Annotated in this window: 10 protein-coding genes; 4 read left to right on the top strand and 6 right to left on the bottom strand. The window is 43.4% G+C overall.

Annotated elements, in window-relative coordinates; translation table 11 throughout:
- Positions 1 to 31: 31 nt before the first annotated feature.
- Together AC4CV5_RS15245 and AC4CV5_RS15240 are read right to left on the bottom strand one after the other, a co-directional pair.
- Entirely contained in the window at positions 32 to 376 is a 345-nt protein-coding gene (locus tag AC4CV5_RS15245) for a PH domain-containing protein (protein WP_003220141.1), read from the bottom strand.
- 327 nt (positions 377 to 703) lie between these two features.
- Complete coding sequence (locus AC4CV5_RS15240) at positions 704 to 907, bottom strand: DUF6501 family protein (RefSeq protein ID WP_166852134.1); 204 nt, start codon at positions 905 to 907, stop codon at positions 704 to 706.
- A 230-nt stretch (positions 908 to 1137) separates the two neighbouring features.
- Between AC4CV5_RS15240 and dhaS the strand changes: the two genes are divergently transcribed.
- The 3 genes from dhaS to AC4CV5_RS15225 all read left to right on the top strand — a co-directional run bounded on the left by dhaS (position 1138) and on the right by AC4CV5_RS15225 (position 5458).
- Positions 1138 to 2625, top strand: coding sequence for an aldehyde dehydrogenase DhaS (dhaS, locus tag AC4CV5_RS15235; RefSeq protein WP_222142993.1), 1488 nt, complete (start codon positions 1138 to 1140; stop codon positions 2623 to 2625).
- A gap of 99 nt (positions 2626 to 2724) precedes the next feature.
- Entirely contained in the window at positions 2725 to 4623 is a 1899-nt protein-coding gene (locus AC4CV5_RS15230; RefSeq protein ID WP_490923123.1) for a terpene cyclase/mutase family protein, read from the top strand.
- A complete protein-coding gene (locus AC4CV5_RS15225) occupies positions 4613 to 5458 on the top strand; it encodes a superoxide dismutase (protein WP_490923122.1) in 846 nt (281 codons plus the stop codon). The genes AC4CV5_RS15230 and AC4CV5_RS15225 overlap by 11 nt, the downstream gene beginning before the upstream one ends.
- Before the next feature lie 32 nt (positions 5459 to 5490).
- Here AC4CV5_RS15225 and AC4CV5_RS15220 read toward each other — a convergent pair whose 3' ends face one another.
- Positions 5491 to 6828 carry a sodium-dependent transporter gene (locus tag AC4CV5_RS15220; protein WP_166852126.1) on the bottom strand — a complete coding sequence of 446 codons (1338 nt, stop codon included), beginning with the start codon at positions 6826 to 6828 and terminating at the stop codon, positions 5491 to 5493.
- A 232-nt stretch (positions 6829 to 7060) separates the two neighbouring features.
- On the opposite strand from AC4CV5_RS15220, the gene AC4CV5_RS15215 reads away from it, so the two are divergent.
- Positions 7061 to 8026: a bile acid:sodium symporter family transporter gene (locus AC4CV5_RS15215; RefSeq protein WP_166852124.1), complete on the top strand. Its 966-nt coding sequence runs from the start codon at positions 7061 to 7063 to the stop codon at positions 8024 to 8026.
- Positions 8027 to 8075: 49 nt separating this feature from the next.
- Here the strand turns inward: AC4CV5_RS15215 and odhB are convergent, their stop codons facing one another.
- The 3 genes from odhB to AC4CV5_RS15200 form a co-directional block, all read right to left on the bottom strand.
- Positions 8076 to 9329, bottom strand: a complete 1254-nt coding sequence (odhB, locus tag AC4CV5_RS15210) for a 2-oxoglutarate dehydrogenase complex dihydrolipoyllysine-residue succinyltransferase (RefSeq protein ID WP_166852122.1) — start codon at positions 9327 to 9329, stop codon at positions 8076 to 8078.
- A 15-nt stretch (positions 9330 to 9344) separates the two neighbouring features.
- Positions 9345 to 12179 carry a 2-oxoglutarate dehydrogenase E1 component gene (sucA, locus tag AC4CV5_RS15205; protein ID WP_166852120.1) on the bottom strand — a complete coding sequence of 945 codons (2835 nt, stop codon included), beginning with the start codon at positions 12177 to 12179 and terminating at the stop codon, positions 9345 to 9347.
- Between the two features lie 228 nt (positions 12180 to 12407).
- Positions 12408 to 14324: a nitric oxide reductase activation protein NorD gene (locus AC4CV5_RS15200; protein ID WP_166852117.1), complete on the bottom strand. Its 1917-nt coding sequence runs from the start codon at positions 14322 to 14324 to the stop codon at positions 12408 to 12410.
- Positions 14325 to 14327: the final 3 nt, after the last annotated feature.

The raw sequence follows: 14327 nt of genomic DNA, 5'->3' as shown, positions 1-14327 counted from the left end.
CCATTTTTTGAACGGCTGGCCCATCAAATATTCAGCTGCACAAGTGCTTTGTCAGCACCGCTTGAACTTCGCTTAAATCGGTGTCTTTCGCAAATTCTAATTCGAACGTTTTGCTTCTTGTCATCAATAAGAGCCCAGTGTCCGGGTCAAACATGCCCGCTTCTTGGATCGCAAAGCTTTCAATTGTTTTATATGGAAGAAATACACGAACCTTCTTTTTAGAAAACATTTTATTGTCAAAGAAAATAATCCGCTTATTTGTAAAGCAAATTTGGTCCACCCGGAGCTTATAAATCGATTCTATTCTTTCCCCTTCAACGAGCAAAGCTTCAAGCTTCTTTGCATCCGTTGATCTGCTAACAGAAAAAATACCCAATGAAGAACCCCTCTTTCTGCATTTATCTATTTGTTTTATCATTCACTACATAAAAATAAGTCCTTTATCCCTATATAAGAATACGACATAGAAGACATTTAAACCATTACGAACAGATTACATTTTTCAAATTTTTGATTTGTTTTTCGTCTATTGTGCTGTTGTCATCAAGTAATACGCTCGTATCGAGAAAAAAGTTTCAATATTCAGCAATGTTTTTAAAAAAGTGGTTTTAAAGTTTTCATTGGTTTTGTTTTATTTTTCCTGTTTTACAGAAAAAACCGCAGCTCGGCTGCGGTTTTATATACTCTCTGCTTTATTCAGGTATTAGATCTCTTCGAAGTATTCTTTATAATAGCCGCCGACTTTATTCGTATTGTCGATCACAAAGAGAAACTCCTCTGTTTCATTTTTCACTTCATATTCTTTTCCCGGAGTTAAAACGCGGTTCACGATATATTTTTTTGCGTTTGTCTGCACACATTTTACCTTTTTGATTGTTTCTTTTTCAAACCAATTGTTATGAATCATAAACGAAATCTCCTTTACATATCTATACGCTTATTGTAGCTTTTTTCTTTTACAAATTGCAATATCGGTTATTCATTGATTTTGCCTTGTTTTCTATTATAGAATGTTTGTATACGCTTACTCTTACAGCAAATAACACAGCTTATTTCTGCCATTCAATCAAGGAATTAATGTGCTATCACCAAGAATCTCAAAACAGACCATAAAAATTGACTGGAGGTTTGTTACGGATGAGTTCTTTAACGATGCAAGTGACGAAAAGGCTGGAGACATTTTTACAGGGAACAAAGAAGCTTTATATTGATGGAAAGTTTGTTCCGAGTGCCTCAGGGGCAACCTTTGACACGCCCAACCCGGCAACCGGCGAAACCTTAATGACGCTGTATGAAGCCCAGGCTGCGGATGTGGACAAAGCGGTTAAAGCTGCCCGGAAAGCCTTTGACCAAGGCGAATGGAGAACAATGTCTCCAGCTTCAAGAAGCAGACTGATGTATAAGCTGGCAGACTTAATGGAAGAGCATAAAACTGAGCTTGCTCAGCTTGAAACGCTTGATAACGGGAAACCGATAAACGAAACGACTAATGGAGATATACCGCTGGCTATTGAGCATATGCGCTATTACGCCGGCTGGTGTACAAAAATAACAGGACAGACAATTCCGGTTTCCGGCGCTTATTTTAATTATACGCGCCATGAACCTGTAGGCGTCGTCGGTCAGATCATTCCATGGAACTTCCCGCTCCTGATGGCGATGTGGAAAATGGGCGCGGCTCTGGCAACAGGCTGTACAATCGTGCTTAAACCAGCTGAACAAACACCGCTTTCAGCTCTTTATTTGGCAGAATTAATTGACCAAGCCGGCTTCCCGGATGGTGTCATCAATATCATTCCGGGATTCGGTGAAGATGCGGGAGAAGCGCTGACGAACCATGAAGCGGTTGATAAAATAGCCTTTACCGGTTCCACTGAAATCGGAAAAAAAATCATGTCCACCGCTGCGAAAAGCATTAAGCGTGTTACCTTGGAGCTTGGCGGAAAATCACCTAATATTCTTCTGCCTGATGCGAATTTGAAAAAAGCGATCCCAGGCGCTTTAAACGGTGTGATGTTTAACCAGGGCCAAGTCTGCTGTGCGGGCTCGCGTGTTTTCATTCATAAAGACCAGTATGATGAAGTCGTCAATGAGATGGTCTCTTATGCTGAATCACTCCGCCAAGGAGCGGGACTTCATAAGGATACACAAATCGGGCCTCTCGTGAGCAAGGAACAGCACGAACGCGTTCTTTCCTATATTCAAAAGGGAAAAGACGAAGGAGCAAAAGCAGTGACTGGCGGAAGCTGTCCTTTTGAACAAGGATATTTTGTCGCACCGACTGTGTTTGCCAATGTTGAAGACGAGATGACCATCGCAAAAGAAGAAATTTTCGGACCGGTACTGACTGCCATTCCGTACGAAACAGTCGATGAAGTCATTGAACGAGCGAATCATTCAGAATATGGACTCGCGGCCGGACTATGGACAGAGAACGTCAAGCATGCCCACTATATCGCGGACCGTCTTCAAGCCGGAACCGTCTGGGTGAACTGCTATAATGTATTTGACGCAGCATCTCCGTTCGGAGGTTATAAACAGTCAGGACTCGGACGAGAAATGGGATCATATGCCTTAAATAACTACACAGAAGTTAAAAGTGTATGGATAAATCTCGAAGACTGACATGTATGTCAAAAAACTGCTGCCTGCCAGCAGTTTTTTTCTTTCTGTAATGGCGGTAAAAGACGCTGAATATATATGCTTCTGAAGGAGTTGAGCGTGATGGGCACACTTCAGGAGAAAGTGAGGCGTTATCAAAAGAAAACCATTGCAGAGTTAAAAGACAGGCAAAATGCTAACGGTTCGTGGACATTTTGCTTTGAAGGACCAATCATGACAAATTCCTTTTTTATTTTGCTCCTCACCTCACTAGATGAAGGCGACAATGAAAAAGAACTGATATCAGCGCTTGCAGCCGGCATTCGCGAAAAACAGCAGCCCGACGGCACATTCATCAATTATCCTGATGAAACGAGTGGAAATATAACAGCTACCGTCCAAGGATATGTCGGGATGCTGGCTTCAGGATGTTTTCACAGATCTGACCCGCACATGAGGAAAGCTGAACAATTTATCATCTCACATGGCGGTTTGAGACATGTTCATTTCATGACAAAATGGATGCTTGCCGTGAACGGGCTGTATCCTTGGCCTGTTTTGTATTTACCATTATCGCTCATGGCGCTCCCCCCAACATTACCGGTTCATTTCTATCAGTTCAGCACATATGCCCGAATTCATTTTGCTCCTATGGCCGTAACACTCAATCAGCGATTCGTTCTTAAAAACCGCAATATTCCATCTCTTCGCCATCTCGATCCGCACATGACAAAAAACCCTTTTACATGGCTTCGATCTGATGCTTTTGAAGAAAGAGATCTCACGCCTATTTGGTCACATTGGAAGCGCATTTTTCATGCACCCTTTGCTTTTCAGCAGCTAGGCTTACAGACGGCTAAAACATATATGCTGGACCGGATCGAAAAAGACGGAACATTATACAGCTATGCGAGCGCAACCATATTTATGGTTTACAGCCTTCTGTCACTTGGTGTGTCACGCTACTCTCCTGTTATCAGGAGGGCGATTAACGGCATCAAATCACTGGTGACAAAGTGCAACGAAATTCCTTATCTTGAAAACTCTACTTCAACTGTTTGGGATACAGCTCTGATCAGCTATGCCCTCCAAAAAAACGGTGTGCACGAAACAGACGGCTCTATTACAAAAGCAGCTGCCTTTTTGCTAGAACGCCAGCATACGAAAATAGCAGATTGGTCTGTCAAAAATCCGAGTGCCGCCCCCGGCGGCTGGGGATTTTCAAACATCAATACAAATAACCCTGACTGTGACGATACTGCAGCCGTATTAAAAGCGCTTCCCCGCAGTTATTCTCCTTCAGCTTGGGAACGAGGGGTGTCTTGGCTTTTATCGATGCAAAACAATGACGGCGGATTTTCTGCTTTTGAAAAAAATGTGAACCATCCTCTGATTCGCCTTCTCCCGCTTGAATCCGCCGAGGATGCGGCAGTTGATCCTTCAACCGCCGACCTTACCGGACGTGTACTGCACTTTTTAGGCGAGAAAGCTGGTTTCACTGAGAAACATCAACATATTCAGCGCGCCATGAACTGGCTTTTTGAACATCAAGAACAAAATGGGTCTTGGTACGGAAGATGGGGTGTTTGCTACATTTACGGCACATGGGCTGCTCTTACGGGTATGCATGCCTGCGGGGTTGACCGAAAGCACCCTGCTATACAAAAGGCCTTGCGCTGGCTCAAATCCATACAGCATGATGACGGCAGTTGGGGAGAATCCTGTAAAAGTGCCGAAGTCAAAACGTACGTCCCGCTTCATAAAGGAACCATTGTACAAACGGCCTGGGCTTTAGACGCTTTGCTCACATACGAAAATTCTGAACACCCATCTGTTATGAAAGGTATGCAATACCTTACTGACAGCAGTTCTCATGGCGCCGATAGCTTTGCCTATCCCGCCGGAATCGGATTGCCAAAGCAATTTTATATCCGCTATCACAGTTATCCATATGTATTCTCTTTGCTGGCTGTCGGGAAGTATTTGAATTCTATCGAAAAGGAGACAGCAAATGAAACGTGAATCTTATCAAACGGAGATGTTCAATTGGTGTGAAGCCCTGAAGGATCAGATTCAAAAACGAGGACAGCTTGATCAGTTTGAAGATCAAATCGACAAGATGATTGAAGCACTGGAAGATGATCAAACAACAGAAGAAGATTGGTATAATCAGGCTGCTTCCCTATATCGGGATATTACAGAATCAGAGGATACAAGTGAAAGACGCGCTTATGTCCCTATAGGAAAACATGTGCTGCCAAAGCTTCCGTACAAATATTCCGCCTTAGAGCCTTATATTTCACGCGAGATTATGGTCCTCCATCATACGAAGCATCATCAAAGCTATGTTGACGGTTTGAACAAAGCAGAATTAGAGCTTAAGAAAGCGAGAGCATCAAAAAATTTTGATTTGGTCACTCATTGGGAAAGAGAACTTGCATTCCATGGAGCAGGCCATTATTTGCACAGTATTTTTTGGTTTTCGATGCATCCAAACGGAAAAAGGCGTCCTACAGGGGCATTGTTCCAAATGATTGATCTTTCATTTGGAAGCTACTCCGCTTTTAAAGAACATTTTACGCAGGCCGCTAAAAAAGTAGAAGGTGTCGGCTGGGCCATTTTGGTCTGGGCACCTCGATCGGGACGGCTGGAGATTTTAACGGCAGAAAAGCACCAGCATTTAAGCCAATGGGATGTGATCCCTCTTTTACCGCTTGACGTATGGGAACATGCCTACTATTTGCAATATAAAAATGACCGGGCAAGCTATGTCGATCATTGGTGGAATGTCGTGGATTGGCGCGAGGCAGAAAAACGTTTCGAGCAGGCAAAAGAAGTTGTTTGGAAACTCTATTAAAAAAAGCCCCCTTTTCCGGGGGGCTTCATATTTTAAAAAATGCCTACCACATGCAAAAATACGATGATAATAGCAACAGGAGATAGATAACGAATGAGCAGCAGCCAAACCGCAAACCACTTTCGTTTGAGATTGGAACCGCTTTTCAGCTCATCAAACAAATCCTGTTTCGGTATTTTTAGCGGAACAAAAATAGAAATCAATAACGCGCCTAACGGCATTAAAATATTGCTCACAAGGTAGTCGGCCGCATCAAAAATAGACAAGTGAAATAGAGAGACGTCACTTAAGACCCCGTATGATAATGCAGATGGCACACCGACAATAAAAATAGCAATTCCGCCTAACCAGGCGAATCGTTTTCTCTTATTGACATCGCCTTTTGAAAGCACTGCGACCAAAATTTCCAGCATTGAGAAAGCGGATGTCAATGCCGCAAATAAAAATAGAATTAAAAATGCTAATAAAAAGATAATTCCGAACGGCATTTGATTAAACACAGTCGGCAGTACGTTAAATAACAGTACCGGCCCTTGGTCTGGTTTGAGGCCGAATGAAAATACAGCTGGAAAAATCGCAATTCCTGCCATTACGGCAACAAGCATGTTCAATACAGTTACTGATACAGCGGACTGCACAAGATTTTCCTGTTTTTCTAAATAAGAGCTATACGTTACCATGACAGATACACCGACACTTAATAAGAAAAAGGATTGGCCCATCGCATATAAAATCGTATTGGCATCAATCGCAGTTAAATCAGGCATCAGGAAAAACTTGAGCCCTTCCATCGCGCCATCAAGTGTAACGGAACGCACCATTAAAATAACAAATAATATAAAAAGCGCCGGCATTAATACTTGACTTGCTTTTTCAATTCCGCTGCTAACCCCTTTTGCAACAACTAATATTGTCACCACCATAAAGAGCAGCTGGCCTCCTACAGCCAGATAAGGATTTGAAATCGTATTTGCAAATATCGTATCAAAACCAGATGTTTGCGATAAACCGCCAGTGAGGCCTTTTGTAATATAAATTAAAATCCATCCGCCGACGACACTGTAAAAAGATAAAAGAATAAAGCACGTCGCCATGCCTAAATAACCGATCCAATGCCACTTCGTTCCCGGAGCAAGTGTTTTATAGGACTGTACGGCATCTTTCTGTGTTTTTCTGCCTATGATAAATTCACCTAACAATAAAGGCAGTCCGATTAAAACCGTAAACAAAATAAAAATAAGTAAAAATGCGCCTCCTCCGCTGGTTCCCGCTACATATGGAAATTTCCATATCGCGCCAAGCCCGATAGCTGATCCTGCCGCGGCTAAAATAAAGCCGAGCTTCGAAGACCATTGATTCGCTTCCTTCACCCTATCACTCCTATTTTATCTAACCATTATAAAGATTCATTGTAAGAATATCTTCCTATATAGTCAAGAACATTTTATTTAGTTTACATAATATATTTATTGTTATCTATCAAAAGTTAATTCATCTATTAATATTGAATTATTCAGAAAATTAATTATAATAAGAGAATGCTTCAAAATCTGTGAGAATTTCTGCTGAAGTTCTTGATAAATGTGTGTAAGGAGTGTTTTGATGGACATCATTAGAAGAATCAGTCATTTCGCGGGACAAACCTTTGGCATATGGGTCATTGTTTTTGCCGTCCTGGGATTTTCTTTCCCGTCTTTTTTTACGTGGATCAGTTCTTATATTACGATTTTTCTTGGCATTATCATGTTTGGAATGGGTCTTACACTGCAAGCCGATGATTTCAAGGAGCTGATCAGAAAACCTTGGCATGTCATTATTGGGGTGATAGTTCAGTATACCATCATGCCGCTCGTAGCTTTCGGTCTGGCAGTTGGACTGCACCTTCCAGCTGAAATCGCAGTGGGTGTTATTCTTGTCGGATGCTGTCCTGGTGGCACAGCTTCTAATGTCATGACATTTTTGGCAAAAGGAAATACGGCCCTTTCTGTTGCTGTTACAACAATTTCTACCTTGTTGGCGCCTGTTTTAACACCGCTTTTGATTATGCTGTTTGCCAAGGAATGGCTTCCTGTCTCGCCAGGGTCTTTATTTATTTCAATCTTACAGGCTGTTTTATTTCCGATTATTGCAGGCGTGATCGTCAAAATGTTTTTCAGAAAACAAGTGGCAAAAGCCGTACATGCCCTGCCGCTTATTTCTGTTATTGGCATCGTTGCAATTGTCTCAGCTGTCGTCAGCGGCAACCGGGAAAATCTGCTTCAATCAGGATTTCTCATTTTTTCTGTTGTCATCCTGCATAACGGTATCGGTTATTTGCTTGGATTTCTTTGCGCAAAACTTTTAAGAATGGATTATCCGTCTCAAAAAGCAATTGCAATCGAAGTTGGCATGCAGAATTCAGGGCTTGGGGCTGCACTCGCCACGGCTCATTTCTCACCGCTATCTGCCGTACCAAGCGCGATATTCAGTGTGTGGCATAACCTTTCTGGATCAATGCTTGCAACATACTGGTCAAAAAAAGCGAAAAAGAAACAAACAGCAGCCAACAGCAGCGATCTGTCTCTTTAAATACGCATCAAAAAAGGTACATCACGATGAAGTGATGTACCTTTTTTTATTAGCCCTCTAATAAAAGCTGTTCAGGATCTTCGAGTAAATTTTTGATTGTCACTAGGAAACCAACCGCTTCTTTACCGTCTACAATCCGGTGATCATAAGATAAAGCGATATACATCATCGGACGGTTTTCGAAACGTTCTTCATCAATAGCCACAGGGCGCAGCTGAATCTTATGCATACCCAGTATACCGACTTGAGGGCTGTTTAAAATCGGAGTCGACATCAGTGAACCGAAAGTCCCTCCGTTTGTAATGGTGAAGGAACCGCCCTGAAGCTCGCCAAGGGTTAATTTATTGTTTCTTGCTTTTTTCGCAAGCTCGCCGATTTCTTTTTCGATTCCTGCAAATGTCAGACGGTCCGCATCCCGTACGACCGGAACGACAAGGCCTTCATCAGCTGCAACAGCAATCCCGATATCGTAGAATTTCTTAACGATCAGCTCATCGCCATGAATTTCCGCATTCAGCAGCGGATATTTCTTCAATGCGGCAACGACCGCTTTCGTAAAGAAAGACATAAAGCCAAGCTTCACTTCGTTTTGCTCAAAGAATTGATCTTTGCGGCGTTTTCTCAGATTCATGACAGCCGTCATGTCTACTTCATTAAATGTAGTCAGCATCGCTGATGTTTGCTGTACCTCTACAAGGCGTTTTGCAATCGTTTGTCTGCGGCGTGACATTTTTTGCACTTCGACAGGTTTGTCAAAGCTTTGCTGTGCTTTTTGAGCCTGAGGCTGCTGTTGTTTCTGAGGAGCCGGTTTTGACGCTGGTTTTTCGTACGCTTCGACATCCTGCTTGCGCACTCTTCCTAACGGATCTCCCGTAGGAACCTGAGACAGGTCAATTCCTTTCTCTCTTGCCAGCTTACGGGCTGAAGGAGAAGCGATCGTTCTTGATTTTGCTTCAGTTTGCGCTTCCTCGCTCACCTCTTGTACAGCTGGTTCAGCCTGCTTCTCTTCTTTCTCGCTATCTTTGCTTTCAGCTTTCTCTGAAGGTGCAGGGGCAGAACTTTCACCCGCGCCTTCTGAAATCGTACCGATAATTTCTCCAACTTGGACGGTATCACCCGAATCTTTCAATACCTCTTGAAGTACACCCGATTCTTCTGCTGTCAATTCAACATTTACTTTGTCCGTTTCTAGTTCAAGCAGATATTCACCCTGTTCTACATAATCACCAGGCTGCTTCAACCATTGGGCTATTGTTCCTTCTGAGATTGATTCTGCTAATTCAGGTACCTTAATTTCCGCCATTTTTTCATTTCCCCCTTAGTTTTTGCGAGTCAAGCTATCAGATACAATACGTTCCTGTTCTTTTTTATGAACTGTCGGATCTCCCTCTGCAGGGCTGGATCGTCTTCTTCGTCCAATATATTGAACGCTTACTCCCTGTGGTGCAATCTCTGTCAAATACGGGCTGATATAACTCCAGGCCCCCATGTTCTGCGGCTCTTCCTGTACCCAAACAATTTCTTTCAGGTTCGGAAGTTTTGCAAATAATTCTTTGACTCCTTTTGCAGGGAATGGATACAGCTGTTCAATTCTCGCAATGTGAAGCCATTCTTTACCGTCTTCTAGCTTATTGAAATGGTCGCTGATGTCTATGGACACTTTACCGCTGGACAATACAAGTCTGGTTACTTTTTCATAGTCATGAGAAAGTCCGGACTGTTCGTAAACAGGCTGGAAGCGGCTTTCGCTGAGCTCCTGCACTTCGGAAACCGTATTCGGATTACGAAGAAGGCTCTTCGGTGTCATAATGACTAGCGGCCTAATTTCTTCACGAAGCAGCATTTTAGCCTGTCTTCTTAAAATATGGAAATATTGTGCGGCGCTTGTCAGGTTGGCAACCGTCCAGTTGTTTTCCGCGGCAAGCTGCAGGAACCGCTCGATTCTTCCGCTTGAGTGCTCAGGACCCTGCCCTTCGTAACCGTGCGGAAGCAGCATGACTAATCCGGATTTTTGGCCCCATTTCGCGCGGCCGGCAGAAATGAATTGGTCAAAATACACTTGAGCAGCGTTGGCAAAATCTCCGTACTGCGCTTCCCATAATACAAGCGTTTCCGGTGAATGCACATTATAGCCGTATTCAAAGCCGAGAACCGATCCTTCAGACAGCGGGCTGTTATGAACAGCAAATGATGTACTGCAGTCAGATAAGTGATGAAGCGGCACAAATTCTTCACCCGTCTCACTGTCATGAAGCACAAGGTTTCTTTGGGCAAACGTTCCGCGCTCAGAATCCTGTCCTGTTAAACGAATCGGTGTTCCGTCTTTCAAAATAGAAGCAAACGCAAGTGATTCAGCCAAAGACCATTCCACTTTTCTGTCATCATCGAACGCCTTGGCGCGTCTTTCTAAAATGCGCTTAAGCTTGCCGAAAACGTTAAATGACTCCGGCCAGTTGATTAATTCGCCATTCAGCTTGCGGAGCACATCAAAATCAATGGATGTGTCCACATCAGGGAAACCGTTTGAAACAGGCTCTGGAAGTTCAATTTCACAGACGGTATGTTCCTTTTTAGCCGGCACTTTCTGATAAGCATCCTCAATGCGCTTCGTTACCGATTTTTCAATGTTTTGAACAACTTCCTCGGTAAGCACGCCTTCATTTACGAGCTTTTCGGCAAAAATTTGTTTGACGGTCGGATGTTTTCTGACAGCATCATATAGCATCGGCTGAGTAGTAGACGGCTCATCCATTTCGTTATGTCCGTAGCGTCTGTACCCGATCAAGTCAATCAGAAAGTCCTTGTTGAATGTTTTTCGGTATTCGACCGCAAACTTAACAGCAGAAAGACAAGCTTCAGGATCGTCCGCATTAACGTGAACAATTGGAATTTCATAGCCCTTCGCAAGGTCACTGGCATAGTTTGTCGATCTAGATTCAGCGCTTTCTGTTGTGAATCCGATCATGTTATTGGCGATAATATGAATCGCACCGCCTACTTGATACCCTTTTAAAGAGCTTAAATTCAATGTTTCAGCGACGATTCCTTCCCCAGGGAATGCAGCGTCTCCATGAATTAAAATGGCAAGCGATTTTGTTTCATCTTGCACCGGGTATCCGCTTTGTGTTCTCGTTTCCTGTGCCGCTCTCGTGCTGCCTTCAACAATCGGATTGATAAATTCCAAGTGGCTCGGGTTGTTTGCTAACGTAATGCGCGCTGATCTTGTTTCAGCGTCTTGAAGCTCCCGATTCGCCCCGAGATGGTATTTGACATCCCCTGTCCATCCGTAGCTGATTCCGATTGATCCCTCAGACGGAACAAGGTCTTTGTTCGGCGCATGCTGGAATTCAGAGAAAATGATTTCATACGGTTTGCCGAGCACGTGTGCCAAGACATTCAGGCGCCCCCTGTGCGCCATCCCGATGTTGACACTCGTCGTGCCGGATTTGACAGATTGTGCAATAATGTCATCGAGCACTGGAACTAGAGCATCTAAACCCTCAATGGAAAAGCGCTTCTGTCCGACGAATGTGCGGTGCAAAAATTGCTCGAAGCCTTCTACTTCTGTCAGTCTTTCCAGAACAGCCGACAGCTTTTCAGCTGAGTTCTTCTGGAACAGCTCGCCGGATTCAATCATTTTCGTCAACCACTCGCGCTCTTTAAAGTCATGCACATGGTCAAATTCAAATGAAATGGTCCTTTTATACGTATTTCGTAAATACTGAATGGCTTCTAAACCGTTCGTAATGTTTTTAGGAGCGTCTTTGCAAATCACTGACGCAGGTATTGCTTTTATTTCTTCTTCTGTTAGCCCGTAATCGGATAATGGAAAGAGTTCACTCTTTTTCCCATCCTTTCTGAGCGGATTGACGGAAGCGTTTAAATGGCCATAGGTTCGGATATCTTCTGCAAGTCTGACTGCGGATGCGATCTTTTGAATCAGATCGGCTGTAACACGTCCCTTTTCTTTTGTTCCCGAGGCCTCTTTTATATCGCTTGGCGGAGCACCGAGCTCGTCGAACATTTCCTTTAGATCCGGATCGATGCTGTTCGGATCCTGGGTATACTGATCGTAAAGCTCCAGCGCATAGCCGAGGTTCGGACCGTAAAAATCTTCCCAATTCATTCGTTGTTTCATACTATTTTGAAACATTTGAATATTACCCCCAACTTAGATAATCAAGTGAATGATTCACTATCTTAAAATAACTTTCGAACGCTGTGTCCAAAATTATGTAATAAAAACGCTTCCAACGATATTTTACCACTGTTTGCAATTTGATTCTACCTTGATTGTTCACAAAATAGTAAAAAACCTTTATAAAAAACAAAAAATTTAATCATTTGAAAAAAGAAACACCAAAAAGCATAGGATAAAGGGCTATCCTATGCTTTTATGGAGCAGTTTTTTCAGCAGCGGATACAGAACATCCGGAAGCTGATCAACATCTGGGACAAATATACTGAATTTTCCGTACATATCCTGGATGGTCTTCATTTGCGATTCTTCTATTTCTGAGTTGGAGAGAAAAACATTTATCACTTCTATTCCTCTCTTTCGGGCTTCAATAACCGCTTCACTTGTATCGACAATCCCGTTTTGTTCGTAGCCAAACGCGGCCGGCTCTCCATCTGAAAAAACGATCAAGAACTTTTGCGCCTCGCTGCGCTGCAGCATTTTTTTCGTCATTTGCCGGATCGCATAGCCGTCACGGTTATCTTCCTCAGGCTCAAGCTGCATAATTGCAGGTCCAGCGTCTTGTCTTAATGATGATTGGAAGGGAATAACTGTATTGAAATAGTTTGGCTGGCTTGTTTCGGTCGCATCGTTTGTGTCCTCCCAAAAGCCGACAATCTGATGCGGAACCGCTACCGATTTCAACGCTTCGTGAAACAGCACGATTCCCCGCTTTGTTTCGTCCATTTTGTCGAACATGCTGGCAGAACAATCGACCAGCAATGTAAAAACCGCGTCAATTTCTGATGATGGCTCTTGTTTTTTGTAGAATAGACGCGGATTTCGCTCAGTGAAGTAACGGAGAAGCTTATTGTTCAGCCGTCCAGCATGAAGGTCTGTTCTTGGCAATGTTTTTTTATGCTCCAGCGTTTTTTGAATCATTTGTTTTAAACGCTTTTGATACGATTCAATTGTTTTTGCCTGCTGTTTATAAGAAAGCTCTTCTTCACTTGTTGCCGGCTGCGGTTCTTTGTAAATCGGAAATGCGTATTTATTTTCTTTGCCGTCAGCCATACCTGCTCCGTTCGGCTGGTCTTTTTGGGACTCCAGCGCTTCCAGCTTGGAATAGTCTTTCCGTTTTGTTTGTCTGGCTGATCCTTGGACAGAGCCAAGGGCTTGATCTCCATCGTCGCCTTCCCTTGAAGCGTCTTTTCCTAAATCTGATTTTGCGCCGTGTTCAATATCAAATTGAAGGAAGCTTTTAGACGGCGCTTCTGTTTCCCGGTGCCATGTCGGCATTTCTTCTTCATGGATATCCTCATCACCGTCAGATTTTTTTGGAAGCGTGATGTCATCACTCAGCTTCGGCGCTTTTTTCTCTTCTTCAAATAACGGTTGCTCTGCAGCTTTTGCGTAATCTAGCTCAGGCAAAAAGAAGTAGGTGTTCAGCATGTCTTTATCGAGCACCTCTTCAAGTCCGTCCATAAGGTCTTCAACAATTTTAAGAACCTGCCGCGTCGAATCTGCTTCATATACACGCAAGAGCTGCTGCTCAATAAACGGACGCATCAGATCGATATCATCACGCATAGACGGAAGAGTCTCGAGCGGTGATTCCGTTGTTAGCTTGACATAGATTGCGCAAAAGAGGGCATCCGTAAAAATGCTTCGTTCCAAATTCAAGGTCAGCTGGGTGGAGAAGTGTTTTCTGTACATGTCTTTTCGCTTCGCAAATACATGTTTCGTACCCGGACGATCGTGTTTGATGCATTCCTCGATCCTAATGTCCTCAAGCAGCATAAACAGCTGCTTGGCAAAGCTTTTGAATGTAAGATGCCGATGGATATCATCCAAAAAGTTTGCAAACTCGTGCAGCGAGCTATATCTCATTCCGACCGAACGCAGGTAGACGTCGCTTTTCAGACCCGCTTCCATGTCCTCCGCTGCCCTGTCTTTCCAAAAGTGGCTCATATAGATTTTCTTTTCAAATGGATTGTAATAGGACTGAACGCCATACTCCACTTCTACCGCTTCACTCTTGGTGAGTGTTTTGGCCAAATCAGTCAACATCATAAATAAAAACGAATCAATTGTGCTGTCGTTAAATTTGATAAATTTCATCGC

It is taken from the genome of Bacillus sp. NS1 (assembly GCF_058248265.1).
The sequence above is the reverse complement of the archived record's forward strand: the minus strand, read 5'-3'. Positions and strand labels throughout refer to the sequence as shown.